The 25050-nt window shown below is 73.3% G+C and carries 21 protein-coding genes and 2 tRNA genes; 6 read left to right on the top strand and 17 right to left on the bottom strand.

Annotated features, from left to right (window positions below):
• Positions 1-172: 172 nt before the first annotated feature.
• From ACIGZJ_RS19315 to ACIGZJ_RS19305, 3 genes are all read right to left on the bottom strand, one after another.
• Positions 173-1150, bottom strand: a complete 978-nt coding sequence (locus ACIGZJ_RS19315) for a ribose-phosphate diphosphokinase (RefSeq protein ID WP_392928577.1) — start codon at positions 1148-1150, stop codon at positions 173-175.
• 244 nt (positions 1151-1394) lie between these two features.
• On the bottom strand, positions 1395-2870 hold the full coding sequence (gene glmU / locus ACIGZJ_RS19310) for a bifunctional UDP-N-acetylglucosamine diphosphorylase/glucosamine-1-phosphate N-acetyltransferase GlmU (protein ID WP_396458322.1): 1476 nt from the start codon (positions 2868-2870) through the stop codon (positions 1395-1397).
• 140 nt (positions 2871-3010) lie between these two features.
• A tRNA-Gln gene (locus ACIGZJ_RS19305) sits at positions 3011-3084 on the bottom strand.
• Between the two features lie 237 nt (positions 3085-3321).
• On the opposite strand from ACIGZJ_RS19305, the gene ACIGZJ_RS19300 reads away from it, so the two are divergent.
• A complete protein-coding gene (locus ACIGZJ_RS19300; RefSeq protein ID WP_396458321.1) occupies positions 3322-4293 on the top strand; it encodes an acyl-CoA desaturase in 972 nt (323 codons plus the stop codon).
• Between the two features lie 173 nt (positions 4294-4466).
• Positions 4467-5069: a TetR family transcriptional regulator gene (locus ACIGZJ_RS19295; protein WP_387942509.1), complete on the top strand. Its 603-nt coding sequence runs from the start codon at positions 4467-4469 to the stop codon at positions 5067-5069.
• Here the strand turns inward: ACIGZJ_RS19295 and ACIGZJ_RS19290 are convergent.
• The gene (locus ACIGZJ_RS19290; protein ID WP_396458320.1) at positions 5066-5884 is read right to left on the bottom strand and encodes a methyltransferase domain-containing protein; all 819 of its coding nucleotides are present in this window, start codon (positions 5882-5884) and stop codon (positions 5066-5068) included. The genes ACIGZJ_RS19295 and ACIGZJ_RS19290 overlap by 4 nt on opposite strands.
• 111 nt (positions 5885-5995) lie before the next feature.
• Here ACIGZJ_RS19290 and ACIGZJ_RS19285 point away from each other — a divergent pair, with 111 nt between their 5' ends.
• Positions 5996-6493: a MarR family winged helix-turn-helix transcriptional regulator gene (locus tag ACIGZJ_RS19285; protein ID WP_392928568.1), complete on the top strand. Its 498-nt coding sequence runs from the start codon at positions 5996-5998 to the stop codon at positions 6491-6493.
• A gap of 20 nt (positions 6494-6513) precedes the next feature.
• Here ACIGZJ_RS19285 and ACIGZJ_RS19280 read toward each other — a convergent pair whose 3' ends face one another.
• The 4 genes from ACIGZJ_RS19280 to ACIGZJ_RS19265 all read right to left on the bottom strand — a co-directional run bounded on the left by ACIGZJ_RS19280 (position 6514) and on the right by ACIGZJ_RS19265 (position 11363).
• A complete protein-coding gene (locus ACIGZJ_RS19280) occupies positions 6514-8067 on the bottom strand; it encodes a polysaccharide biosynthesis protein (RefSeq protein WP_396458319.1) in 1554 nt (517 codons plus the stop codon).
• 60 nt (positions 8068-8127) lie between these two features.
• Complete coding sequence (locus ACIGZJ_RS19275; RefSeq protein WP_396458318.1) at positions 8128-9039, bottom strand: LuxR C-terminal-related transcriptional regulator; 912 nt, start codon at positions 9037-9039, stop codon at positions 8128-8130.
• Between the two features lie 186 nt (positions 9040-9225).
• Positions 9226-10755: a DHA2 family efflux MFS transporter permease subunit gene (locus ACIGZJ_RS19270; protein ID WP_396458317.1), complete on the bottom strand. Its 1530-nt coding sequence runs from the start codon at positions 10753-10755 to the stop codon at positions 9226-9228.
• A gap of 26 nt (positions 10756-10781) precedes the next feature.
• Entirely contained in the window at positions 10782-11363 is a 582-nt protein-coding gene (locus ACIGZJ_RS19265) for an NADPH-dependent FMN reductase (protein ID WP_396458316.1), read from the bottom strand.
• 118 nt (positions 11364-11481) lie between these two features.
• On the opposite strand from ACIGZJ_RS19265, the gene ACIGZJ_RS19260 reads away from it, so the two are divergent.
• Entirely contained in the window at positions 11482-12144 is a 663-nt protein-coding gene (locus ACIGZJ_RS19260) for a TetR/AcrR family transcriptional regulator (protein ID WP_396458315.1), read from the top strand.
• Positions 12145-12222: 78 nt separating this feature from the next.
• Here ACIGZJ_RS19260 and galE read toward each other — a convergent pair whose 3' ends face one another.
• From galE to ACIGZJ_RS19240, 4 genes are all read right to left on the bottom strand, one after another.
• Positions 12223-13185, bottom strand: a complete 963-nt coding sequence (galE, locus tag ACIGZJ_RS19255) for a UDP-glucose 4-epimerase GalE (RefSeq protein ID WP_396458314.1) — start codon at positions 13183-13185, stop codon at positions 12223-12225.
• 212 nt (positions 13186-13397) lie between these two features.
• The gene (locus ACIGZJ_RS19250) at positions 13398-14066 is read right to left on the bottom strand and encodes a LuxR C-terminal-related transcriptional regulator (protein ID WP_396458313.1); all 669 of its coding nucleotides are present in this window, start codon (positions 14064-14066) and stop codon (positions 13398-13400) included.
• Between the two features lie 169 nt (positions 14067-14235).
• Positions 14236-14308 (bottom strand) — tRNA-Thr (locus ACIGZJ_RS19245).
• Positions 14309-14386: 78 nt separating this feature from the next.
• On the bottom strand, positions 14387-14797 hold the full coding sequence (locus ACIGZJ_RS19240) for a winged helix-turn-helix transcriptional regulator (protein WP_396458312.1): 411 nt from the start codon (positions 14795-14797) through the stop codon (positions 14387-14389).
• Positions 14798-14959: 162 nt separating this feature from the next.
• Here ACIGZJ_RS19240 and ACIGZJ_RS19235 point away from each other — a divergent pair, with 162 nt between their 5' ends.
• Positions 14960-15565 carry a flavodoxin family protein gene (locus tag ACIGZJ_RS19235; RefSeq protein WP_396458311.1) on the top strand — a complete coding sequence of 202 codons (606 nt, stop codon included), beginning with the start codon at positions 14960-14962 and terminating at the stop codon, positions 15563-15565.
• An 18-nt stretch (positions 15566-15583) separates the two neighbouring features.
• Here ACIGZJ_RS19235 and ACIGZJ_RS19230 read toward each other — a convergent pair whose 3' ends face one another.
• The 4 genes from ACIGZJ_RS19230 to ACIGZJ_RS19215 all read right to left on the bottom strand — a co-directional run bounded on the left by ACIGZJ_RS19230 (position 15584) and on the right by ACIGZJ_RS19215 (position 20864).
• Positions 15584-16924, bottom strand: a complete 1341-nt coding sequence (locus ACIGZJ_RS19230; protein WP_396458310.1) for an MFS transporter — start codon at positions 16922-16924, stop codon at positions 15584-15586.
• Positions 16925-17030: 106 nt separating this feature from the next.
• Positions 17031-18500 (bottom strand): type VII secretion-associated serine protease mycosin, encoded by a 1470-nt coding sequence (mycP, locus tag ACIGZJ_RS19225; protein WP_396458309.1) that lies wholly within the window; start codon positions 18498-18500, stop codon positions 17031-17033.
• Between the two features lie 101 nt (positions 18501-18601).
• Positions 18602-20248: a WXG100 family type VII secretion target gene (locus tag ACIGZJ_RS19220; protein WP_396458308.1), complete on the bottom strand. Its 1647-nt coding sequence runs from the start codon at positions 20246-20248 to the stop codon at positions 18602-18604.
• Between the two features lie 43 nt (positions 20249-20291).
• Positions 20292-20864 carry a hypothetical protein gene (locus ACIGZJ_RS19215; RefSeq protein WP_396458307.1) on the bottom strand — a complete coding sequence of 191 codons (573 nt, stop codon included), beginning with the start codon at positions 20862-20864 and terminating at the stop codon, positions 20292-20294.
• Positions 20865-21370: 506 nt separating this feature from the next.
• Between ACIGZJ_RS19215 and ACIGZJ_RS19210 the strand changes: the two genes are divergently transcribed.
• Positions 21371-23209, top strand: a complete 1839-nt coding sequence (locus ACIGZJ_RS19210; RefSeq protein ID WP_396458306.1) for an FUSC family protein — start codon at positions 21371-21373, stop codon at positions 23207-23209.
• Between the two features lie 14 nt (positions 23210-23223).
• Here ACIGZJ_RS19210 and ACIGZJ_RS19205 read toward each other — a convergent pair whose 3' ends face one another.
• Complete coding sequence (locus tag ACIGZJ_RS19205; RefSeq protein ID WP_396458305.1) at positions 23224-25026, bottom strand: ABC-F family ATP-binding cassette domain-containing protein; 1803 nt, start codon at positions 25024-25026, stop codon at positions 23224-23226.
• Positions 25027-25050 lie beyond the last annotated feature (24 nt).

Raw genomic sequence — 25050 nt, 5'->3', positions numbered from 1 at the left:
CCCCGGGCCCGCCCCCCGCCGCCCCCCCCCCCCGTTTTTTTTCCGCCCCCCCCCCCCCCCGGGGCCCCCCGGGGCCGGGGGGGGGGGCCGCGGCCCCGGGCGGCGGGGCCCCCCCCGCCCGAGGCTTCGTCAGTGCACGCCCCCGAAGGTCCGTGCACGGGTGGTGCAGGGGTCAGTGCACGCCCTCGAAGAGGCTGGTCACCGAGCCGTCCTCGAACACCTCGCGGATCGCGGCGGCGATCGACGGGGCGATCGACAGCGTGGTGATCTTGTCGAGCTGGAGCTCGGCCGGGGTGGGGAGGGTGTTGGTGAACACGAACTCGCTCACCCGGGAGTTCTTCAGGCGGTCCGCGGCCGGGCCCGAGAGCACGCCGTGGGTGGCCGCCACGATGACGTCGGCCGCACCGTTCTCGAACAGCGCGTCGGCCGCGGCGCAGATGGTGCCGGCGGTGTCGATCATGTCGTCGACCAGGACGCAGACGCGGCCCTTGACGTCACCGACCACCTCGGCGGAGAGGATGGTGTTGGCCTGCGTCATGTCGCGGCGCTTGTGGATGATCGCCAGCGGCGCACCCAGGCGGTCCGACCACTGGTCGGCGACCTTCACCCGGCCGGCGTCCGGCGAGACGACGGTCAGCCGCGAGCGGTCGACCTTCTCGCCCACGTAGTCGGCCAGCAGCGGCAGCGCGAACAGGTGGTCCACCGGGCCGGAGAAGAAGCCCTGGATCTGCGCGGTGTGCAGGTCCACCGCCATGATCCGGTCGGCGCCGGCGGTGGCCAGCAGGTCCGCGACCAGACGGGCCGAGATGGGCTCGCGGCCCAGGTGCTTCTTGTCCTGGCGGGCGTAGCCGTAGAACGGCAGGATCGCGGTGATGCTCCGGGCGGAGGCCCGCTTCAGAGCATCGATCATGATCAACTGCTCCATGATCCACTGGTTGATGGGAGCCGTGTGGCTCTGCATCACGAAGCAGTCGGCGCCGCGCGCCGACTCCAGGAAGCGCACGTAGATCTCGCCGTTGGCGAAGTCCAGGGCCTTGGTCGGGACCAGCTCGGTCCCCAGCGACTCGGCGACCTCCTTTGCCAGCTCCGGGTGGGCACGGCCGGAGAAGAGCTTCAGCTTCTTCTCACCCGACGTCGTGATCCCGCTCACTGCACCGTCTCCTCGCGTTGCTGACGCTGAACCCGTCCGCCCCGCGGGCAGGCACAGGCCTGCCGGCGATGGAGGTCGGGGATTGTCGGTACGCCTGGACACGGGCGGTAGGCCCAATGGCGCACGTATGTCCCCCAGGTTACGCGCCCGCGCAGAAACCGTCCGCCTCGGGACCGCCCCTCGGACGGCCCGCGGGCCCGGAGCGGTCCTCCCGGACCGGCCCCGGCCCGGGCGAACGGCCCGCTCAGCCCTTGTCGCCCTCGGCGGGCCCGGCCTCCCGCGCCTGCGCGACGTGCGCCGCGCGTGCGGAGTCCGTACCGGAGCGCTTGCGGAGCACCCAGCCGTCGATGTTGCGCTGCTGCGCCCGGCTCACGCCCAGCGCACCGGCCGGGACGTCGCTGGTGATCACCGAGCCGGCCGCGGTGTAGGCGCCGTCGCCGATGGTCACCGGGGCGATGAACATGTTGTCGGAACCCGTGCGGCAGTGGGCCCCGACCACCGTGCGGTGCTTGTTCACACCGTCGTAGTTCACCGTCACCGAGGCCGCGCCGATGTTGCTGCCCGCGCCGATCGTGGCGTCCCCGATGTAGGAGAGGTGCGGCACCTTGGCGCCCTCGCCCAGCTCCGAGTTCTTCACCTCGACGTAGGTGCCGACCTTGGCCTTGCGGGCCAGCCGCGCCCCCGGCCGCAGGTAGGCGTACGGGCCGACGGACGCCAGCTCGCCGATCTCGGCGCGGTCCGCCGTGGTGTTGCTCACATGGGCGCCGGCGCCGATCGCGGTGTCCCTGATCGTGGAGTTCGGGCCGACCTCGCAGCCCTCGCCCAGGTGGGTGGTGCCGTGCAGCTGGGTGCCCGGCAGCACCACCGCGTCCGGCTCGTAGGACACCTGGACGTCGAACCAGGTCGTCGCCGGGTCCACCACGGTGACGCCCGCACGCATCGCCTGCTCCAGCAGGCGGTCGTTCAGCAGCCGGCGGGCCTGCGCCAGCTGCACCCGGTCGTTGATCCCCAGGATGTCCCGGTAGTCGGCCGCCACCACGGCGCCCACCCGGTGGCCGGCCGTGCGCAGGATCTCCAGGGTGTCGGTGAGGTACTCCTCGCCCTGCACGTTGTCCGTGGTCACCCGGGACAGCGCCTCGGCCAGCAGCTTGGCGTCGTAGGCGAAGACCCCGGAGTTGATCTCGTCGATCGCCCGCTGCGCGTCCGAGGCGTCCTTCTCCTCGACGATCGCGGCGACCGCGCCGTCGGCCTGGTCGCGCAGGATCCGCCCGTAGCCGAACGGGTCCGGCACCACGGCGGTCAGCACGGTCACGCCGTTGCCCTGCTCGGCGTGCGCCTCGGCGAGCGCGCGCAGCGTCGCACCGGTCAGCAGCGGCGCGTCCCCGGTGGTGACGATCACCGTGCCGTCCAGCTCCACCCCGTCGGCCGCCAGCGACTCCAGGGCGGTCCGCACCGCGTGCCCGGTGCCCTTCTGCTCCGTCTGCACCACGGCGCGCGCGGCCGGGTAGTGCGCCGCCAGGTGCTCCTGCACCTTCTCCCGCATGTGCCCGACCACCACGACCAGCTGCCGCGGGGTCAGTTCCTCCGCCGCCGCCACCGCGTGCCCGACCAGCGAACGCCCGCACACCTCGTGCAGCACCTTGGGCAGGCTGTTCGACTTCATCCGGGTCCCGCCACCGGCGGCGAGCACGACAACGGCGGCAGGCGAATTGGCACTCACGGGGGGAGGCTCCTCAGTCGGTTCACAGAGAGGGCAGAGCAGCCCGGCCGCGACCCAGGCCGGTCGCCCTTCGCACAGTCCGCCGAGCGCCACAGACAATACCGGCGGTGTGGTGACAAGCCCGAAACACGGGCGTCCACTGGCTCCGCCGCTAGGATTCGAACCCAGACAAAGGCCTCCAAAGGGCCCTGTGCTGCCATTACACCACGGCGGATCGATCATCAACTCGCAGCGCCCTGGGCGCTCCGACACAGCCTAAGGGTTGTGACCGCGTAGCTCCACCACCATTGCGCAACCGGCCGCGCGCGCTCGGATCCCGCCCGTTGTCCATCCAGTCGGGTGAAATACGTCCGCCCGCCCCCGGCCGCGTATTCCCCTGGCGGCGAACCGCAACCTACGATGCCGTAGGTTACGCCAACGTAGCCTTCGCCCCCTCCCCCAAGGGACGCCCATGACCATCCAGGCCGGCGAGGCGCGCGCCGATACCGCGCTCTCCATCGACCCCGCCCCGACCCTGCTCTCCGCCACCCGCGGCGGGGAGAGCCAGGGGCTCCCCGAGCGGATCGCGCTCGGGCTCTTCATCGCCGTACCGTTCGTCGCCCTGCTGGCCGCCGTACCGGTGGCCTGGGGGTGGGGACTGGGGTGGACGGATCTGGCGATCGCCACCGTCATGTACTTCCTCACCTGCCACGGCATCACGGTCGGCTACCACCGCTACTTCACCCACGGCGCCTTCAAGGCGAACCGGGCGGTCCGGCTGAGCCTGGCGGTGGCCGGCTCGCTGGCGATCGAGGGCCCGCTGGTGCGCTGGGTGGCGGACCACCGCAGGCACCACCGGTTCAGCGACAAGGAGGGCGACCCGCACTCGCCGTGGCGGTACGGGGAGACCATCCCGGCCCTGCTCAAGGGCCTCTGGTGGGCGCACATGGGCTGGCTCTTCGACGAGGAGCAGACCCCGCAGCTGAAGTACGCGCCGGACCTCGTCGGCGACCCGGCCATAAGGCGGATCTCCCGGCTGTTCTGGCTCTGGACCACGATCTCGATGCTGATTCCGCCGCTGGTCGGCGGGCTGGTCACGCTGTCCTGGCAGGGGGCGCTGTCCGCCTTCTTCTGGGGCTCGCTGGTCCGGGTGGCGCTGCTGCACCACGTCACCTGGTCGATCAACTCGATCTGCCACGCGCTCGGCGAGCGCCCGTTCCGCTCGCGCGACCGCTCCGGCAACGTCTGGTGGCTGGCGGTGCTCTCCTGCGGCGAGTCCTGGCACAACCTCCACCACGCGGACCCGACCTCGGCCCGGCACGGGGTGCTGCGCGGACAGATCGACTCCTCGGCCCGGCTGATCCGCTGGTTCGAGCTGGCCGGCTGGGCCCGGGACGTCCGCTGGCCGGACGCGGAGCGGATCGCCGCCCGCCGCGCCGCATGAGGCCGCGCCTGCAGCATGATGTAGGGGTGAACGGGAGCAGCGCAGACAGCACAGGCGGCCACGAGAGCACGCGGACGGACGCCGCGCCCGGTGCGGCGCCGGCCCGTCCGCGTGCCGCTGCCCCGACGGGTTCCGCCGCCCCGGCGGCCCGCCGCCGCGGCGGCCGGGTGCGGATGACCGGCAAGCAGCGGCGGGAGCAGCTGCTGGAGATCGGCCGGTCGGTGTTCGCGGAACGCGGCTACGACGGCACCTCGGTGGAGGAGATCGCCGAGCGCGCCGGGGTGTCCAAGCCGGTGGTGTACGAGCACTTCGGCGGCAAGGAGGGGCTGTACGCGGTGGTCGTCGACCGCGAGATGCAGCTGCTGCTCGACATGGTCACGGGAGCGCTGACCGGCGGGCACTCGCGCGAGCTGCTGGAGCAGGCGGCGTTCGCGCTGATGGACTACATCGACACCTCCACGGACGGCTTCAAGATCCTCGTCCGGGATTCGCCGGTGGCCCAGTCGACCGGCACCTTCGCCTCGCTGATCAGCGACATCGCCACCCAGGTGGAGGACATCCTCGGCCTGGAGTTCAAGGCGCGGGGCTTCGACCCGCGGCTGGCGCCGATGTACTCGCAGATGCTGGTGGGGATGGTCGCGCTGACCGGCCAGTGGTGGCTGGAGGTGCGCAAGCCGCAGAAGGCCGAGGTGGCCGCCCACCTGGTGAACCTGGCCTGGCACGGCCTGGAGGGGATGGAGCGGCACCCCAAGCTGGTGGGCGAGCGGAAGGGCTAGTCCCCAGCCGACCGGGCGGGACCGCCGCCGCGGACCGCGACGGCGAAGATCCGCCGGAACGGGAAGACGGTGCCGTGCGGCCCGGCCGGATAGGCCTCCCGCAGCAGGGCGCCGTACTCGGCGAGGAAGGCGGCCCGCTCGGCGGGGTCGGTGAGCCGGGTGAGGACGGGCCGCAGCGCGGTGCCCTTGACCCACTCCAGCACCGGGTCCGGGCCGGGGAGCAGGGTGCTGTAGGTGGTCTCCCAGACGTCGACGGCGCACCCGGCGCCGGCCAGCACCTCCAGGTACTCGCCCGGCTCGTGGACGCCGGCCCGGGTGGAGTCCGCGCCGAGGAGCGCGCGCCAGCGAGGGCTCCGGCGCAGCTCGGCGAGCAGCGTGTGGCTGGGCGAGCCGAAGTTCCCGGGCACCTGGAAGGCGATCACACCGCCGGGCTTGAGCGCCTCGGCCCAGCGGGGCAGCAGGGCGAGGTGCCCGTCGACCCACTGCAGGGTGGCGTTGGAGGCGATCAGGTCGGGCCCGGCGCCGGCCGGGTCGTAGCCGCCGGCGTCGGCGAGCAGGTAGTCGGCGGTGGGCTCACCCTCGGTGCGGGCGGTGGCGAGCATCTCGGCGGAGTTGTCGATGCCGGTGATCCGGGCCGCGGGCCAGCGCTCGCGCAGGACGGCGGTGGAGTTGCCGGGGCCGCAGCCGATGTCCAGGATCGTGGCGGCCGGCTCGTGCGGCACGGCGGGGATCCGGGCGAGCAGGTCCCGCAGCGGGCGGGTCCGTTCGTCGGCGAAGCGCAGGTACTGGGCCGGGTCCCAGATGGGGGTGCTCATGGTCGACCTCGCAAGTATCTCGACATCAAGATATCCAGACGCAGCTTCCACGTTACATTTCTCGACGTCAAGAGACTTCACATCGACACATCCCCCGATACACTGATCGTCATGGAGGACGAGGTCGACCGCCTGGTCGCAGCATGGCGCCGAGAGCGCCCCGACCTCGACGTGGAACCACTTGAGGTGCTCAGCCGGGTCAGCCGGCTCGCCCGGCACCTGGACCGCGCCCGTCGGACGGCCTTCGCCGAGCACGGCCTGGAGCCCTGGGAGTTCGACGTGCTGACCGCGCTGCGGCGGGCCGGCTCCCCGTACCAGCTCTCCCCCGGACAGCTGCTCACCCAGACCCTGGTGACCTCCGGCACGATGACCAACCGGATCGACCGGCTCACCGGCAAGGGCCTGGTCAAACGCCTGCCCGACCCGGACGACCGGCGCGGCGTGCTGGTCCGGCTCACCGACGACGGGCGCGACCGCGCCGACCAGGCGCTCGCCGGGCTGCTCGCGCACGAGCGCGAGCTGCTCGCCCAGCTCACCTCCGGCCAGCAGGGCGAACTCGCCGGGCTGCTGCGCCAGCTCGTCGCCCCCTTCGACAACATTCCTGGCTAGCCCCGTCCGCACACCGGCTGTCAGAACCCGTCCGGGTAGGGCGTGCTGAGCGCCGGCACCGGCTCCGGGGCCGGCTGCGCGGTGCGGTAGCCGGGCAGCAGTTCGGCCAGCCGGCGGCGCACCTCCTCGTCGCTGTTGCCCTCCGCCGCCTCGTACAGGCCGGTCAGCCCGCCCGCCAGGTCCTCCGGTCCGGACGAGTGCTCGGCCACCGTGGCGTAGATCCGGGCGTGCGCGGTGGGCAGCCGCTCCTCGCCCTCCGAGAACAGCGCCTCGTTCAGCTTCTCCCCCGCCCGCAGGCCGGTGTAGCGGATCTCCACCTCGTCCCGGCCCAGCTGGACCTGCTCGGCGAAGTTGTGCACCAGGTCGACGATCCGCACCGGCTCGCCCATGTCGAGGACGAACACCTCACCCCCGTGCGCCATCCGGCCGGACTCCAGCACCAGGCCGACGGCCTCCTCGATGGTCATGAAGAACCGCGTCACGTCCGGGTGGGTGATCGTCACCGGTCCGCCGCTGCGCAGCTGCTCGGCCAGCACCGACAGCAGCGAGCCGCGCGAGCCCAGCACGTTGCCGAAGCGGACCGCCGAGAACACCCCGGTGCCGAGGTTGCGCGCGTCCCTGGCGTTGGCCTGCACGATCAGCTCGGCCAGCCGCTTGCTGGCACCGAGCACCGAGGTCGGGTCGGCCGCCTTGTCGGTGGAGATCAGCACGAACCGCTCGACGCCGGCGGCGAGCGCCGCCTCCACCAGGTGGTCGGTGCCCAGCACGTTGGACTTCACCGCCTCGCTGGGGTGGCGCTCCAGCAGCGGCAGGTGCTTGTGGGCGGCGGCGTGGAAGACCACCTCGGGCTTGAGGTCGCGGAAGATCTGCTGGATCCGCGGCCGGTCCCGGATGTCCGCGATCACCAGCGACTCGTCGGTGAGCAGCGCCTCGCCCCAGATCTCCAGCTGCAGGCGGTGCAGGTTCGACTCGTCGTGGTCCAGCATGTAGAGCGCGCTGGGGTTGAACGCGTTGACCTGACGGCAGAGTTCGCTGCCGATCGAGCCGCCGGCCCCGGTCACCAGCACCCGCCGGCCCTCGATCACGTCCCGGACGTCGGCGGAGACCACGTGCACCTCGTGCCGCCCGATCAGGCGGTTGACGTCCAGGCTGCGCATGTCCGAGCCGACCACCTCGCGGCGCAGCGCGGCCAGGAAGGACGGCAGGTAGCGCACGGCGGCGCCGGCCGCGGCGGCGGCGGTGGCCAGCGCCCGGACCCGCTGCGGGGCGAGGCCGGGGATGGCGAGCGCGACCACCTGGACACGGTGCCGGACGGCGATCGCGGTGAGCTCGGCGAGGGTGCCGAGGACGGGCACGGACTCCACCGACCGCCCGGACTTGGCCGGGTCGTCGTCGAGCAGCCCGATCGGCCGGAGGCCGAACTCGGGTGCCCGGTCGAGGTCGCGGACCAGCGCCGTGCCGGCCGCTCCGGCGCCCACGACGAGGGTCCGCAGGCCCTCCGGCGGAGCGCTGCGGCCCGCCCCCGGGGTGTTCTGGGCGTCGTGCGGGCGCGCGGAAGTACTGTGCGGCGACATCTGTCCTCCGGATTTCCCTGACCTGACGGACCTGACGGGGTCGGTGCGGTGTTACCCGGGTCAGCCGGCACCGGGAGCCGTGGTGGTGGCAACGGACGGCGGGGCTGTGGGCGCGGCCGGTTCGGACGGGCTGACGCCTGCCCGGCGCGCGACCGCGACGGCGGCCAGGGTGGAGTGCACTCCGAGCTTGCCGAGGACGTTCTGCATGTGGGTGCGCACGGTGTGCGGGGAGAGGTAGAGCCGCTCGGCGACGGCCTGCCGGCCGAGGCCGGCGACCATACAGCGCAGGATCTGCTTCTCCCGCGGGGTGAGGGTGTCGACGAGGCGTTCGCTCTCGGTGCGGTCCCGCCGGGCGGTGGTCAGCTCGCGGATGACGCCGGTGAGCAGCGCCGGCGGCAGGTGCGTCTCGTCGCGCAGCACCCCGCGGACGACGGCCAACAGGCGGGCAAGCGAACTCTCCTTGGCGACCCAGCCGGTGGCGCCGGCGTGCAGGGCGCGGGCGGCGCGGTGCGGGTCGTCGGCGGCGGCCAGGACGATCGCACGCACCGCCGGGTGGTTGCGCCGGACCCGGGCGAGCAGGGTGATGCCGTCGGGTGCCGGTGCGGTGCGGTACGCCTCCGCGGGCGGCCCGGCGGGATGGCCGACGGGCGGCAGCGGGATGGTGGGAGGGCGGCGGGGTGCGGGCACCGGGGGCGGCAGGCGCCGCCGGGCCGCGTCGGGCAGGCCCTCGCCGGGGCGGACGGGCCGGCGCGGGATGGCGGGGACGGCCTCGGCCCCGGCGCCGAGGTCCGCGTCGATCAGCACCACGTCGAAGGGGCGGCCCTCGACCGCGGCCCGCTCCAGGGCGCGCTCTGCGGCGGCCGCGCTGCCGGCCGCGCCGACCTCCACGTCGGGCTCGGCGGCGAGCGCCGCGGCCAGGGCCTCGGCGAAGATCCGGTGGTCGTCGACCACCAGGACGCGGATCCGCCCCATCGTCACTTCCCCCCTGCTCGGACCGTCCGGCGCCCGGGGCGACGGGCCGGGCCCAGTGCCGCGGCCTGGGCACTTCCGCTCCGTCCGCCCACCTGGTCCCGGTGAGGCCAAGGTGCCGGCCCCCACCAGTACCGAATTCAGCGTACGGGGTGGGGGGCGGCCCGGTGGGGGTTTGGTGAAGTTTCGTCAGGAGGTGCGCACTTGGCGTGACTTGGGGTCCTCCTGCACCGGCTTGCGGCGGGACATCAGCAGGGCGGGCAGCAGGGCGAGGGCGAGCAGTGACACGGCCCATCCGTAGGTGTCCCGGAAGGCCCCCGCGAGCCCGGGGGCGAGCACGGCCCGGGCCGGAGCGGTCAGGGCCTGCAGGGCGGCGAGGCCGTCGCCGCCCGCCCCCGGTAGCCGGTCGGCCATCGCCCCGGTGAGCAGCACAGACATCAGCGCGGTACCGACCGAGCCGGAGACCTGCTGGACGATGGTGAGCAGGGTGGTGGCGGCCGGGACGTCGGCGGGCGCGACACTGCGGGCGGCCGCGGCCATCGCGGGCATCAGCGTCATGCCGATGCCGGCGCCCATCACCACGAGGGCGGCGATCAGGTGCCGGAACGGGGTGTCGGCGGCCACCTGGACGGCGAAGGCCGCGAAGCCGGTGGCGGCCGTGGCGGCGCCGGTGAGCACGATCCGCCCGGGGGCGAAGCGGTCGGTCAGCCGCCCGGCGATCTGCATGCTGATGCCGGTGGCCAGGGCCTGCGGAATGCCGAGCAGGCCGGCCGCGGTGGCGCTCTCGCCGCGCACCAGCTGGTAGTAGAGCGGGAGCAGCAGCATCGAGCCGAAGTAGCCGCAGCCGACCAGGGCGATGGTGGCGGCGGGCGCGGCGAAGGAGCGCCGGCGCAGCAACCGCAGGTCGAGCAGCGGCTCGCGGGCGGTCAACGCCCGCACGACGAACCCGGCGACCAGGGCCGCGCCGCCCAGGGCGGGCAGCAGGGTGCCCGGGCCGCCCGGGTTTCCGCGTTCGGCGCCCAGGCCGTAGATCAGCGCGGCCAGGCCGGGCGAGAGCATCAGCAGTCCGGGCAGGTCCAGCCGGCGCCCGCCCTGTCCGCCGCCACGGGGCAGCAGCCGGGCGGCCAGGAGCAGCGCCAGCGCGCCGAGCGGCAGGTTGACCAGGAAGACCCAGCGCCAGGAGGCGTGGTCGACCAGCCAGCCGCCGAGCACCGGCCCGGCGAGCGGGCCGATCAGGACGGGGATGCCGAGCACGCTCATGGTGCGCCCGGTGCGGGCCGGGTCGCCGGCCCGGACCAGGACGGTCATCCCGACCGGCATCACCATGCCGCCGCCGAGGCCCTGGAGCACCCGGAAGGCGATCAGGGAGGGGGCGTCCCAGGCGAGTCCGGCCAGCGTGGAGCCGAGCACGAACAGCACGAGGGCGGTCAGGTAGAGGCGCCGGGTGCCGAAGCGTCCGATCGCCCAGGCGGTGACCGGCGTGACGGTGGCGAGCGCCAGGGTGTAGCCGGTGGTGATCCACTGGATGGTGGCGAGCGGGGCGTCGAAGCTCTCGGCGAGGCGGTTGAGGGCGACGTTGACGATGGTGGTGTCGAGGACGGTCAGCAGCGAGCCGAGGACCACGACCGCGGCGATCGCCGCGGTGCGCGGGCGGGCCGCGGCGGCTGCGGTGGACCGCGCGGGTGCGGCGGCGGTGACCGCGCCGGTGACGGTGCTCATCTCCGGTCCCCCTTTCGCGGCGCGGTTCAGACGCCGTACGGGCGGGCGGTGCGGGCGTCGTGCAGCGCGCGGGCCCACCAGGTGAGCTGGTCGAGCATGCCCTTGGCGGCGCCGTTCGGGACGGTCGGGTCGACCGGCTCGCCGTCGTCGCCGAAGACCGCCCAGGCGCCGTGGAAGCTGACGGTGTCCCGGACGGTGACGGCGTGCAGCTCGGCGAAGACCAGCCGCAGCTGCTCGACCGCGCGCAGTCCACCGCCGAGGCCGCCGTAGGAGACGAAGCCGACCGGCTTGGCCTGCCACTCGGCGTGGTGCCAGTCGATGGCGTTCTTCAGGGCGGCGGGGAAGCTGTGGTTGTACTCGGGCGTGATCACCACGAAGGCGTCGGCGGCGGCCAGCCGCAGGGAGAGCGCGGCGAGCAGCTCGGCCTGCTCGGGGGTGGGCGTGTCGCCCAGGTTCGGCAGCGGGTGGTCGGCCAGGTCGACGACGTCCAGGTCGAGGTCGTCCCGGCCCTGGGCGGTGCGCAGGAACCAGTCGGCGACGGTGGGTGCGAAGCGGCCCTGACGGTTGCTGCCGACGATGACGGCGACGCGGTACGTGGTCTCGGACATGGTGGTCTCCCTGCTCTGCGGTGCGGAGGGCGCCGCCCGATCGGACGGCACGTCAGGTAAAGTACAACGTGTATGGCAACAAGTACAACGGTGACTGCAAGTTTTTGGAGGAGCTTCGATGACCAGCCAGAACGAGACGCCCGACAAGCCCCGCCGCGGGCTGGCCGAGAAGCGCCAGGCCATCGTCCGGGCCGCCCGCACCGTCTTCGGCCGGGACGGCTACACCCGCGCCAGCATCGACGCCATCGCCGCGGAGGCCGAGGTCTCCACCCGCACCATCTACAACCACTTCGCAGGCAAGGAGCTGCTCTTCCAGAGCGTCGTCCAGGACAGCGCCGGGCAGGTCAGGGACGCCCAACTGGACGTCATCGAGCGCCGGCTGGCCAAGGTCACCGACCTGGAGGCGGACCTCGTCGCGTTCGCCCTGGCCTGGGTGGCCGCGCTGTGGGAGTTCGGCGACCACTTCGCGCTGGTCCGCCAGATCAACGCCGAGGCGGGCCATCTGCCGAAGCCGCTGCTGGACACCTGGCAGGAGAGCGGGCCCCGTCGGGCCATGGCCGAACTCTCGCAGCGGTTCGGCGAGTTGGCCGACCAGGGGCTGCTGGAGACGCCCGACCCGGCGCGCGCGGCCCAGCACTTCGTGCTGCTCACCGGCACCGAGGTCACCCAGCGGTCGTACTGGGGCGTGTACCCGCTCACGGCCGAGCAGACGGAGGAGATCGTCCGCAGCGGCGTGCAGGTGTTCCTGCGCGCCTACGCCGCGCCGCGGGCGGGGGTCTGACGGCGGCCCTGGGCGTCGCCCGAAAACGCCGAGGCGCCACCCCCGGATCGGTGGGGGCGGCGCCTCGGCGGACGGTGGCTAGCCGGCGTTCTTCTCCAGCGTGAAGTTCCAGGCGTCGGCGACGATCTCGTCCAGGTTCGGGCGGCGCGGGGTCCAGCCGAGCGCCTGGTGGGCGCGCGCGGCCGAGGCCACCAGCACCGCGGGGTCGCCGGCCCGGCGGCCCGAGGTCACCACCGGGATCTCCCGGCCGGTGACCCGCTTGACCGACTCGATCACCTGGCGGACCGAGAAGCCGCTGCCGTTGCCCAGGTTGCAGATCAGGTGCTCACCGGGCTTGGCCGCGTCCAGCGCCAGCAGGTGCGCCTCGGCGAGGTCCGCGACGTGGATGTAGTCGCGGATGCAGGTGCCGTCCTCGGTCGGGTAGTCGTCGCCGTACACCGCGATGTGCTCGCGCTGCCCGAGCGCGGCCTGGAAGACCAGCGGGATCAGGTGCGACTCGGGGTCGTGCCGCTCGCCGTACGCGCCGTACGCACCGGCCACGTTGAAGTAGCGCAGCGAGACGGCGGCCAGGCCGTGGGCGACGGCCTCGCTGGTGATCAGGTGGTCGACGGCCAGCTTGGTGGCGCCGTAGGTGTTGGTCGGCGAGGTGCGGGCGGTCTCGGCGATCGGGACCTCCTCGGGCTCGCCGTACACGGCGGCGGTGGAGGAGAACACCAGCTTGCGCACGCCGGCCTTGCGCATCGCGGCGATCAGCTCCAGCGAGCCGGCCACGTTGTTGCGCCAGTACTTCTCCGGGTCCGTGACCGACTCGCCGACCTGGGAGGAGGCGGCGAAGTGCAGCACGCCGTCGAAGGAGCCGTCCAGCACGTCGGCGGCGTCCTGGATCCGACCGCGCACGAACTCGGCGCCGGCCGGCACACCCTCCCGGAACCCGGTGGAGAGGTCGTCCAGGACGGTCACCTGGTGGCCCGCCTCCAGCAGGTGGGCGGCGACGACACTTCCGACATAGCCGGCGCCACCCGTGACCAGGTACTTACTCATGATGAGACCTCCAGCGGGCGATGGTCCGCGGCGTCGGCGGGCCATCGGTGACGTACGTACGACGGGCCCATTCTCCCTGGCCGCGGGGGTGCTCCGGACCACCGGAACGGCCCGCCGTCCGGCGGCGGCCGTCGGCGGCCGGACCGCCCGTCGGCCCGGTTCACCCGGCCGGTACGCCGCCGCCTGCCGCTCCCGCCGCCGCCTTGCCGCCGTCAGTCGCGCACCATGCGGTCCAGCAGCCCGGTCCGGGCCGCCACGGCCGCCGCCTCCAGCCGGGTGCGCGCACCCAGCTTCATCAGCACCCGCTGGACGTGGGTCCTGGCCGTGCTCGCGGCGATCCGCATCCCGGCCGCGATCGCCGCGGTGTCCTCGCCGTCCGTGATCCGCGCCAGCACCTGGACCTCACGGCGGGTCAGCAGCCGCAGCAGCCGGACGGCTTCGTCGTCCGGCTCGGCCGCCGGTCTCAGCAGCTGGTCGAAGGCCCCGCGCAGGACGTCCACCGCGACCGCCGCCTCACCCGCCCGGGCCCGGGTGATCGCCCGTTCGACCACCTCGATCCGCTCGTCGCTGGGCACGTAGCCCGCCGCCCCCGCCGCGAACGCCGCCGCCACGCCCCGCAGTTCGCCGACCGGTCCGAGCACGATGACGGCCACCTCGGGCCGCTCCCGGCGGATCCGCCGCAGCCCGTCGAAGGCCCCCGGCTCGGCCGGAGCGGCCACCCCGAGCAGGCACACCTCGGGCCGCCGCCCGGCCACCAGGTCGGCGGCCGCACCCCCCGGCGACCCCACCGCGAGCACCCGGTGACCGCGCAGCTGGAGCGCGGTGGCCAGCGCCTCGGCCAGTAACCGGTGGTCGTCGACCACCACGAGTCGAACACCCATGACGCCTCCAGGTCGGGGTTCGGCCCGCGCCCGTCCCCGGTGGGGCGGGCGGCCGATGACGCACCATCACAGCGCATTCCGTACCCGACCCGCTAGGCCGCCTCACACCCGGAGGGCGGGCGGGAAAACGAAAAGGACCCTCGCCGTTGGGCGAGGGTCCTTCACTTTGAGCCCCCATGCGGAATCGAACCGCAGACCTTCTCCTTACCATGGAGACGCTCTACCGACTGAGCTATAGGGGCGAACCGGTCGAACAAGGAAGACCTTACACGGCTCGCGGCCCGAAAGGGAAATCGGCCTCCGGCGCCTCCGCCGCCTGGTCAGCCCTCGGCGTGGGCACGGTCGAACTCCTCGCGCGCGGCCAGCATCCGCTCGGTGTGGAGCTCGGTCCAGCGACCCACCGGCGCCACCAGCGCGGCCAGCTCGAGGCCGAGCGGCAGCAGGTCGTAGACCACGCGCGGCGGCGTCTCGGGGTGCACGGTGCGCCGCACCAGACCGTTGCGCTCCAGTGCGCGCAGCGACTGGGTGAGCATCTTGCGACTGACCCCGTCGACCGCGCGCTGGAGCTCGGAGAAGCGCTGCTGCCCGAACTCGTCGAGGCTCATCAGGATCAGCAGCGACCACTTGTCCGCCAGCTCCGCGAACACCGCCCGACTCGGACAGAGCTGCGCGAAGACATCGAGTCCCTGGTCCTGCCCGGGGTCGGCCGGGCACCGCTCGTGCGTCGTCATGCACTCCAGGGTAGCCCCGAGTCTCCAATCCGCCCTTGGTAACCATTAGAGACCTGGTCTATATTGGAGACCGAGCCGGAGGAGGCAGTGCGCCACGCCCCCTCCAGCCCTCGGCCCGTCCGCCCTGCCGTCCCCACGCCACCGTTCAGGAGTGCCCCAGACATGACCGCCACCCGCCCGACCGTCGCCATCGCCTACCACTCCGGCTACGGCCACACCGCCGTGATCGCCGAGGCCGTCGCCCGCGGCGCCGCCGAGGCCGGAGCCGAGGTCCTGTCGATCGCCGTCGACTCCATCACCGACGAGCAGTGGGCGCAGCTGGACGCCGCCGACGCGATCGTCTTCGGCTCCCCCACCTACATGGGCACCGCCTCCGGCGCGTTCCACGCCTTCGCCGAGGCCAGCAGCAAGCGCTGGTTCGGCGACGCCTGGCTGGACAAGGTCGCCGCCGGCTTCACCAACTCCGCCTCCAAGAGCGGCGACAAGGCCGGCACCCTGGGCTTCTTCCAGACCCTGGCCGCCCAGCACGGCATGAACTGGGTCAACCTGGGCCTCAAGCCGGGCTGGAACTCCTCGACCGGCTCCGAGAACGACCTCAACCGCCTCGGCTTCTTCGCCGGCGCCGCCGCCTCCACCCCGTCCGACGGTGGCGCCGACACCGTCCACAAGGCCGACATCGCGACCGCCGAGCACCTCGGCGGCCGGGTCACCCGGCACACCGCCACCCTGCTGGCGGGCCGCGCCGCCGTGGCCGCCGTCACGGTCTGACCTCCGCACCACCACGCGCTACGCCGCCGGGTCCGCCTCCAGTACGGGCGCCCGGCGGCGTCCGCCGTCCTGCAGCGGCACCGTGAGGTCCGCGCCGCGGGTCTCCGGCAGCAGCCGCAGACAGAGCAGCGCGACCACCCCCAGTGCCGCCAGGTACCAGCCCACCGGCTCGGCCGTCCCGTACGCCCCGGTCAGCCTGGTCGCGATCAGCGGCGTGGTCGCGCCTCCCACCACCCCGCCGAGGTTGTACGTCAGCGCGGCCCCCGTGTACCGCACCCGGGTCGGGAACAGCTCCGGCAGATACGCCGCCAGCGGCCCCAGCAGACCGCCCAGCACCACCATCGACCCGGCCAGCGCCACGAACATCAGCGGTCGGCGCACCGTCTCCAGCAGCGGGAACAGCACCAGGGACCAGAGCATCGCCAGACCGGTCGCCAGCTGCAGCATCCGCCGGCGCCCCCACCGGTCACTGCGGCGGGCGCTCACCCAGACCGTCACGCCCTTCCCCACCGCGCCCACCAGCAGCATCGACAGCACCAGCGTGCTCGGCACCCCCAGCCCGGTCGTCGCGTACGCCAGCGCGTAGGTGGTGGTCAGGTAGAACAGCGCGTACCCGACGGTGATCGCACCGCATCCGAGCAGCACCGTCCGCCAGTGCCCGCGCAGCACCTCCGCCACCGGCGGCCGCTCCCGCCGCTCCCCCGCCCGGAACAGCGGCGTCTCGGTGATCCGCAGCCGGACGAACAGGCCCACCGCCACCAGCGCCAGCGAGGCCAGGAACGGCACCCGCCAGCCCCAGGTGTCGAACGCCCGCTGGTCCAGCACCAGTTGCAGGACCAGGAACACCCCGTTGGCGAGGACGAACCCGCTGGTCGGTCCGAGCTGCAGAAACGCCCCGTACCGCCCGCGCCGCCCGGCCGGCGCGTTCTCCGCGATGAGCAGCGCCGCCCCGCCCCACTCCCCGCCCAACCCGACGCCCTGGCACACCCGCAGCACCACCAGCGCCACCGGCGACCACCACCCCCAGGCCTCGTACCCCGGCAGCACGCCCACCGCGGCCGTCGACAGCCCCATCAGCAGCAGCGACACCACCAGCGTCACCTTGCGCCCCAGCCGGTCCCCGAAGTGGCCGAACACCACCGCCCCCAGCGGGCGCGCCAGAAACGCCACCGCGTACACCGAGAACGCCGCCAACAGCGCTCCGACCGTGCCCAGTTCGGGAAAGAACACCTTGCCGAAGACCAGCGCGGCCGCCGTCCCGTAGATGAAGAAGTCGTAGAACTCGATCGCCGTGCCGATCAGCGCGGCCGCCGCCGCTCGGTGCAACTGTGGTGCCTGCCGGGCTTCCTGCGTATCCATACCGCCACAGTGCCGACCCGGCCACCCGCCGCACAGCGCCCACCCGAGTGACACGGTCGCACCCCCGGGGCGCGCGCCCCCTACCAGAGCGCCCGGCTCCTCCCTGCTACCTCGCGTACGGGTTGTCGCTCGGCGGAGCCGGCGGCTCGTACGACGGCGGCCCGTACCCCGGCGGCGGCGGAACCCCCGGCCCAGGCTGCTGCGGCGCCTGCCCGGGCACGTTCGGATACCCCGCCGGAGCCGGCGGCACCACACCCGCAGGCAGCCCGACCGGCACCTCCCGCGAGGCGGACCGCCGCCGCAGGACGAAGAACACCACACCCGCCACCAACACCAACCCGACCACCACAGCGGCCACGACCGGCACCAGACTCCCGGAATCCGACCCCTCATCGGCCTTCGGCTGCGCAACCGGCGACCCGACCGGCTCACCACCCTCCGACGGCACCGGGGACGCAGAAGCGGAAGGGGCCGAGGTGGGCGCCGCACTCGACGGCTTCGGCGACGCCGCCGAAGCCGAGGGCGCGGGCGTCGCCACGACCGGCTCCGGAATCGGGCTCACATCCGCAGGCCCCGGGTCACCGGGCTCCGTCACCGCCACTCGGGGCCGGACGATGCCGTACCCGACGACGTCATTGCGGTTGGAGCCGTCCGTCGGCTTGCCGGCCGTGTTGACGAGGACGCGCGTGATCTGGTTCGCCGTCCACTCGGGGTGCACCGACCACACCAGCGCCGCCGAGGCGGAGACGAGTGCGGTGGCATCGGACGTTCCGTGTCCCTTGCAGTAACCCGACGCCGCAGTACAGGCGTTGTAGATCTCGATACCCGGCGCGGCCAGGTCGACCTGCGGCCCCTGCTCCGACTCCGCGGTCACCGTTCCGTCGCGACCGACCGCACCCACGCCGACGACACCGGGGAGTGCCGCCGGGTACTGCAGCGGATTGCCCGACTGGGCCGCGTTCCCGACGCCTGCCACGACCAGAGAGCCCTTGGAGGTCGCGTGCGCCACCGCGGCCTTGAGGGCGGTGACGTCATCGGCCGACACCCGCGCCGCCGAGGTCGCCTGCGAGATGCTGATCACCTTCGCGCCCTGGTCGGCCGCGTAGACGATGCCCTGGTCGATCTGGTTGAGGAACTCCGAGGAGCTCACGCCCGTCGCGTTGTCATTGTTCTTGATCTTGATCGGCAGGACCTTGGCCCCCGGGGCGAGACCGTAGGCACCGCTGCCGTTCATGCCCTTTCCGGACCCCGCGACGAGCGCCGCCATCTCCGTGCCGTGGCTCTCCGTGAAGGCTCCGACGCCGCCTGGGAGACCACTGAAGTCCTTGCCCGGCAGCAACTGCCCGACCAGGTCCGGATGATCCAGCTTGAACCCGCTGTCGATCACCGCGACGGTGACGCCCTGGCCCTTGGTCTTCTGCCAGATCTCGGACGCCTTCATGACGTCGAGATGCCATTGCTGATCCCGGATGGAGTCCGCCGCAGCCGGCACCACCGCCGGCCCCGCAACGACACCGGCCGCCAGCAGTAGTGCGGCGAACCCCCGCCCGCGCGCCAGTACGTCCGTCCGCCGCATCCCAGCTCCCTCGTCAGTCTCCCCGTCGGCCGAGGACCGCGCCCCGGACAGGTCTGCCCGGCCACCGGGGTGCACCCAGTGGCCGGGCAGTTGTTCCAGTCCTACTCAATCACGCCCGGGTTGCTCTGCGGCGTTCCGTTGGTCCAGGTCTCATCGTCCTCGTGCAGGTAGTCGGCGCGCTTGCGCCGGTCGCGCTCGCTCTTGCCGGCGCCACCTGCCGCCCCGCCGCCCATCATGCCGTTCTGGCCGGAACGAGACCCGCCCTCGGGACCGGTACCACCGGCACCACCGGCGGCACCCGCACGGTTGCGCAGACCGCTGCCGCCCGGAGTGAACTCACCGCCGGCCGTCGGCCCCTTGCGTCCACCGACCGTACCGCCGCCGGTGGAGGTGAGACCCCGACCGCGCGAGCCGCCGGCGGCACCGCCGCCACCCGCACCGCCGTGCATACCGCCGGCGCCCATGCCGCCCGGGCCACCGGGCGCACCGCTCCGACCGGACTGGGCCTCGCGCGAGCCGAAGACCGGCCCGCCGCCCGTCGCCGGCGCACCGTTCTTCGACGAGGCCGGGCCACCACCGAAGGTGCTCGGACGGCTCGGGTTCACGCTGCCGGTCCTGCTCTGGGTCGACCCGCCGCCCCCGCCGGGGAATCCGGGGAAGACCGTCGGACCGGTACCGGGGAAGCCGGGACCGCCACCGGGACCACTCGGAGTGCCCGGGACACCGGGACCGCTGGGCGGCACGATGCCCGGAACGCCCGGGGTGGTCGGCCCCGGCACGGTCGGCAGCGTCGGCACACTGTTGATGTCGGTACCGGGCAGCGGCGGAAGGCTCGGGTGCGTCGGCACCGGCCCGGGCACGACACCCCCGGGATCGGTCGGCAGCGGCGGCAGGGTGCGCGGCGGAACCGGACCCGGAGTCGGAGTGGGTCCGGGATGAACCGGATACTGCGGGCCGGGCGTGGGCGGCACACTCGGCGGGGGCAGACCCGGGCCCCGGTTGCGGTCGCCGCCGCTGGGCGGTCCGTAGCTTCCACTGCCTCCGTCGACCTTCGGGCTGCGGACGCTTCCGCCACCCGAGCCACGGCCTCCAGACCCCCCGACAGCGACCTCCTCGCTGCCACCGACGCCGCTGCCGTCCCCGGGCGTACCCGGCAGCTCAGGCAGCTTCAGCCCGTTCAGCTTGGTGGTCGCGGCCTCGTACGCCTGCCCCAGCTTCTCCATCTGGTGGATGGCTTCCTGGTGCGCGACCTCGACCCGCTTCTGCGCCGCCTGGGCCTCGGCGGAGGACACCCAGGTGGGGTCCTCCTTCTTCATGATCGCGTCGGTGATCGCGGTCGGGTTCCCGATGCCGAGCAGACTCATCGACGACGGCTTCAGGCTCGGCTGCTTGCCGTGCCGGTCGACGGTCGCGATGTCGGTCTTCGGGACCTCGGGCACACCGGTCTTGGCGCTGCTGAGCGCCTCGCCCGCCTCGACCATCGCCTCGCCGGCGCCCTTGGAGTACTCGCTGATCATCGCGGCCGACTTGTTCAGGTCGGTCGCCCAGGCCTTGAAGTTCTCGGCGGCCGGGCCCTCCCACTGGATCTGGCCCAGGTGAGCGGCCAGTGCACGGCTCAGGTCGTCCAGGACCCGGCCGGCGGCCTTCAGCTGCGTACCCCGGCCGGTGACCTTCCCCGGATCCGTGGTCGCGACCATGGACTTGAGCTTGCCGTGCTCAATCCCCTCGAAGTTCGTCCCGCCTGCCATCACTTACTCCCCGTGTCGCTGAAACCCGCTCCCTGGACCACCATCAGAAAGTGCCACCACTACTGCTCGGCGCCGGCCCGTTCGGCCCCGCCGCCGGGGTGTACGTGCCCGCGTTCTTGGCAACGGTCTTCGAGGCGGCGGTCTGGTGCTCCTCGTTGCTCCCGTAGTTGACCGCCGTCTGCGCGACCGCCTCGCTCATCTTCGCGATCTGGTCAGCAAAGCTCTTCGACAGCTGGGCGATCGCCGCATGCGTCTTGTCGTACGCGGCCATCAGGTCCGTGGACTCGCTGAAGCCCGTCCCGAGGTTGCCCGCGTTGAGCCGCTGCTCCTTGAGCTTGTCCTGGGCCGCATCCGACCCCTCAAGCGAGGCCAACAGCGCGTCGACCTTCTTCTTGAAGGCGGTCAGCGTCTCCAGCTCGATCTTGACGTCCGCGCTGCCGAAGGCGGACACCAGCGCCGAGGCGCTCACCTCCGTCTGAACCGCACTGATCGCGTTCTCGACGAACCCGAAGATGCCGTGACCAGTGCTGAGCACGAACGGTGAGTCGTCCAGAGGCTGCGTCGTCGCGCTGCCTGTCGTCCCCGCCGCGCCGCCGCTCTGAGCCGCGTCTGCCACCGCAATCCACCTCTTCCCCCGTGTGCGGGCGCCGCCGGGGAGACGCCCCGGCCACTGCACCGCAACACACCGTCAACTTCTCGGTCGTACAGTCTGATCGACGTACCGTCCGCCCTGTGGGACAGCCGCCGCCACGACCATCGTAGCCACCACCCCTGACGGACGGGCAGGGCCCATGGCAGGACCGAGCCCGATCGGTACGAACTTGACACGTACAGCCCGGCCCGGGCACCAACCGGGCCCCACCGACCAGGCCCGACCAGGCCCGACCCACCCCACCGCCCCGCCCCGCCCCACCGGACAGGCCCTAGACTGGCCCGGTCCGGTTGAACCCGGTACGACCTCATCTGCCGCGCAATGTCGCACAGCAGCGACCCCCGCCCCCGTTCACCCACCGGGGCGGCCTGCAGCGGGACGGACGTGATCAGGTGTCATCCGGGCAGTCCAGCACCCCTTGGTGGGCCAGGGCCGCCCGCCCGGCCCGGCCCCCGCTCCCCCTCGCGCCGATGCTCCGCGCCGCCGTCGGCATGGCGCTGCCGCTGGCCCTCGGGCTGCTCACCCACCGCCCGGACCTCGGTGTCTTCGCAGGCCTCGGCGCGATGCACGCCACCATGAACGACCGGACCGAACCGACCCGCCTGCGCGCCCCGCGGATCGCCGCCGCGGTGCTCGCCTCCGCCCTCGGCATGCTGATCGGCACCGCCCTCCAGGAGGCCGCGCTCCCGGACACCGGCACCACCCTCGCCGTGGCCGCCGCCCTCACCCTCACCGCCTTCGCCTCCGGCGCACTGAGCGCCACCGGCCCGCGCGGTTCGGCGGCGGGCCTGCTGCTGCTCGTCTCCGCCGCGCTCGGCAGCGGCATGCCGCTGCCGCACCCGTGGTGGGCCGCAGCGCCGATGATGCTGGCCGGGGCGGCGCTCGTGATCGCACTCGGCCTACCCCACCGCAGCCACCGCCGCCCGCGGGCCGACCCACGCGGCCGCGCCCTGGCCGCCGCGTACGACGCACTCGGCCGCACCCTCGCCGATCTCGGCACACCGCGGGGCGCCGCCTCCCGCCAGGTGCTGACGGCCCGTCTGAACCAGGTCCAGGACCTGCTCCCCCGCCCCCGCGGAGCCGAGCCGCCCCGCACCGCCGGGCTCCGCCGGATGTACGCGGCGGCACTGGCCGCCACCGAGGCCGCCAGCGGACTGCTCTGGGCCTGGCGGCCCGTCCCGCCCGAGGTCGCCGCCGTCCCCGGTCTGCTGGCCCGCGCGGTGGAGCTCGGCGGCGGCGAGGTGACCGTGCCCGACTGGCATCCGGACACGCCGTCCCGCCAGGCCCTGGACGTGGCCCTGCGCGCCGCCGCCGAGACGGTGGCCGGCCGGGAGGCGGAGCTCGGCACCGCGCCGCCGCCCCCGCCGGACCCGTGGCGGCTCCGGGTCCGGCTGCTCTCCCGCGGCTCGGTCCGGTACGGCCTGCGGGTGGCCCTCTGCATCGCGGTGGGCGAGGCCGTCACGGCCGCGCTCCCGCTCAGCCGGAGCTACTGGGTGCCGATGACGATCGCGTTCGTCCTCAAGCCCGACCTCGGCTCGGTGTTCCTGCGCGCGGTCAGCCGCTCGATCGGCACGGTGCTGGGGGTGGCCGTCACGGCGGCCGTGCTGTCCGCCACGACCGACGCCTGGGTGCTGACCGCCATCGCCGCGCTCTGCGTGGCGCTTCTCCCCTATGTCACGGCGGCGCACTACGGCCTGAACACCGTGGCCATGACGCCGATGGCGCTGATCCTGCTCCAGCTGGGCGGCCGGAGCGGCGCGGCCGAGTTCTGGCCCCGGGTGCTGGACACCGCGCTCGCCAGCGCCATCGTGCTGCTCTTCGGCTGCCTGCTCTGGCCCGACCGTCCGCGCCACCGGATAGAGCCCCGGCTGGTGGACGCGACCACCGCCCTGCGGTCCTACCTCTCCTCCGTCACCCGGACCGCCGGGGACGCCGAACCGGTCGCCGAGGTCTGGCTGCGCCGCACCGCGTACCGGGCGCTGGCGGACGCCCGCCAGGAGGTGCGGCAGGGGCTCAGCGAACCGCCGCCGACCGGGCGGCTGGCCGAGCAGTGGCTGCCCGCGACCGCCGCGCTGGAACGCCTCAGCGGCGCGGTGGCGGCCTACGCGGCGCAGCTCCGGTACGGCGGCCGGGTGCCCGACCCGGTCGAGGTGGACCGGGTCCGGCGGGCCCTGGACGAGCTCACCCGGGCCGCCCGCGAGCACCGGCCGCCGACCCGGTCCGCGGCCCGCCCGACCCGGCCGCACGACCCGACGCGCAGTGCGCTGGGCCGTGCGGCGGACGAACTCGAAACGCTGCTGCGGACCTGACGCCCGGACGGTCCTCAGACCTGCTCGGCCAGCTCCATCCAGCTCATCTCCAGCTCCTCCTTCTCCTCCCGGACACCGCGCAGCTGCGTGTCCAGCTCGGCGACCTTGGAGAAGTCGGCGGCGTGCTCGGCGAGCTGGGCGTGCAGCTTGGACTCCTTCTCGTCCAGCTTGGCGATCTGGCGCTCCAGCTTCTGCATCTCCTTCTTCGCCGCCCGCACGTCCCCGGCCGACATCCCCGCGGACTCCGCCACCGGGGCGGGCGCCGCCGGCGCCGCCACCGCGGCCATCCGGGCCCGCCGCTCCAGGTACTCGTCGACGCCGTTCGGCAGCATCCGCATCTTCTTGTCGCCGAGCAGGGCGTGCACCACGTCCGTGGTCCGCTCGATGAAGAAGCGGTCGTGGCTGATCACGATCATCGAGCCGGGCCAGCCGTCGAGCAGGTCCTCCAGCTGGTTGAGCGTCTCGATGTCCAGGTCGTTGGTCGGCTCGTCCAGGAACAGCACGTTCGGCTCGTCCATCAGCAGCCGCAGCAGCTGCAGTCGGCGCCGCTCGCCACCGGACAGGTCGCCGACCGGCGTCCACTGCTTGTCCTTGCCGAAGCCGAACTGCTCGCACAGCTGGCCGGCGCTCATCTCCCGGCCCTTGCCGAGGTCGACCCGCGAGCGCACCTGCTCCACGGCCTGCAGCACCCGGGTGGTCGGCTCCAGCTCGACGACCTCCTGGGACAGGTAGGCGAGGCGCACCGTCTTGCCGACCTTGATCACGCCGGAGACGGGCTGCACGTCCCCCTCCGAGGCGTACGCGTCCCGCAGCGCGCGCAGCAGCGAGGTCTTGCCCGCGCCGTTGACGCCCAGCAGGCCGATCCGCTCGCCGGGGCCGAGCTGCCAGGTGAGGTTCTCCAGCAGCAGCTTGGGGCCGGCCTTGACGGTGACGCCCTCCAGCTCGAAGACGGTCCGCCCGAGCCGGGCGTTGGCGAACTTCATCAGCTCGCTCTTGTCCCGCGGCTCCGGCACGTCGGCGATCAGGGCGTTGGCGGCCTCGATCCGGTAGCGCGGCTTGGAGGTGCGGGCGGGGGCGCCGCGGCGCAGCCAGGCGAGCTCCTTGCGGGCCAGGTTCTGGCGCTTCTGCTCCTCGGTGGCCTCGATCCGGGTGCGCTCGGCGCGGGCGAACACGTAGTCGGAGTAGCCGCCCTCGTACTCGTGCACGGAGCCGTGCTGGACGTCCCACATCCGGGTGCAGACCTGGTCGAGGAACCAGCGGTCGTGGGTGACGCAGACGAGGGCCGAGCGCCGGGCCTGGAGGTGCTTGGCGAGCCAGGCGATGCCCTCGACGTCGAGGTGGTTGGTGGGCTCGTCGAGGACGATCAGGTCGGGCGAGCCGAGCAGCAGCTTGGCCAGCGCGATCCGGCGGCGCTCGCCACCGGAGAGCGGGCCGATCACGGTGTCCAGGCCGTCGGCGAAGCCGGGCAGGTCGAGGCCGCCGAAGAGGCCCTCGATGATGTCGCGGATCCGGGAGTCGCCGAGCCACTCGTGGTCGGCGCGGCCGGCGATCACCTCGTGCCGGATGGTGGCCTCCGGGTCGAGCGAGTCGTGCTGGGTGAGGACGGCCATCTCCACCCCGCCGACGTGGGTGATCCGCCCGCCGTCCGGCTCCTCCAGCTTGGCGAGCATGCGGATCAGGGTGGTCTTGCCGTCGCCGTTGCGTCCGACGACGCCGATCCGGTCCCCCTCACTGACGCCGAGGCTGACCCCGTCGAGAAGGGCCCGGGTGCCGTAGACCTTCGTGACGGACTCGATGGTGGCGAGGTTGACGGCCACGTGTGCTGCGCTCCTGGGGTTCGA

Source organism: Kitasatospora sp. NPDC052868, assembly GCF_044547105.1.
Lineage (GTDB): Bacteria > Actinomycetota > Actinomycetes > Streptomycetales > Streptomycetaceae > Kitasatospora.
This window is presented reverse-complemented; position numbering and strand designations above follow the sequence as displayed.

Coding starts and splice junctions, on each gene's coding strand:
- ACIGZJ_RS19300 (WP_396458321.1), top strand. CDS start 3,322: ATGACCATCCAGGCCGGCGAGGCGCGCGCCGATACCGCGCTCTCCATC.
- ACIGZJ_RS19295 (WP_387942509.1), top strand. CDS start 4,467: ATGACCGGCAAGCAGCGGCGGGAGCAGCTGCTGGAGATCGGCCGGTCG.
- ACIGZJ_RS19290 (WP_396458320.1), bottom strand. CDS start 5,884: ATGAGCACCCCCATCTGGGACCCGGCCCAGTACCTGCGCTTCGCCGAC.
- ACIGZJ_RS19285 (WP_392928568.1), top strand. CDS start 5,996: ATGGAGGACGAGGTCGACCGCCTGGTCGCAGCATGGCGCCGAGAGCGC.
- ACIGZJ_RS19280 (WP_396458319.1), bottom strand. CDS start 8,067: ATGTCGCCGCACAGTACTTCCGCGCGCCCGCACGACGCCCAGAACACC.
- ACIGZJ_RS19275 (WP_396458318.1), bottom strand. CDS start 9,039: ATGGGGCGGATCCGCGTCCTGGTGGTCGACGACCACCGGATCTTCGCC.
- ACIGZJ_RS19270 (WP_396458317.1), bottom strand. CDS start 10,755: ATGAGCACCGTCACCGGCGCGGTCACCGCCGCCGCACCCGCGCGGTCC.
- ACIGZJ_RS19265 (WP_396458316.1), bottom strand. CDS start 11,363: ATGTCCGAGACCACGTACCGCGTCGCCGTCATCGTCGGCAGCAACCGT.
- ACIGZJ_RS19260 (WP_396458315.1), top strand. CDS start 11,482: ATGACCAGCCAGAACGAGACGCCCGACAAGCCCCGCCGCGGGCTGGCC.
- galE (WP_396458314.1), bottom strand. CDS start 13,185: ATGAGTAAGTACCTGGTCACGGGTGGCGCCGGCTATGTCGGAAGTGTC.
- ACIGZJ_RS19250 (WP_396458313.1), bottom strand. CDS start 14,066: ATGGGTGTTCGACTCGTGGTGGTCGACGACCACCGGTTACTGGCCGAG.
- ACIGZJ_RS19240 (WP_396458312.1), bottom strand. CDS start 14,797: ATGACGACGCACGAGCGGTGCCCGGCCGACCCCGGGCAGGACCAGGGA.
- ACIGZJ_RS19235 (WP_396458311.1), top strand. CDS start 14,960: ATGACCGCCACCCGCCCGACCGTCGCCATCGCCTACCACTCCGGCTAC.
- ACIGZJ_RS19230 (WP_396458310.1), bottom strand. CDS start 16,924: ATGGATACGCAGGAAGCCCGGCAGGCACCACAGTTGCACCGAGCGGCG.
- mycP (WP_396458309.1), bottom strand. CDS start 18,500: ATGCGGCGGACGGACGTACTGGCGCGCGGGCGGGGGTTCGCCGCACTA.
- ACIGZJ_RS19220 (WP_396458308.1), bottom strand. CDS start 20,248: ATGGCAGGCGGGACGAACTTCGAGGGGATTGAGCACGGCAAGCTCAAG.
- ACIGZJ_RS19210 (WP_396458306.1), top strand. CDS start 21,371: ATGCTCCGCGCCGCCGTCGGCATGGCGCTGCCGCTGGCCCTCGGGCTG.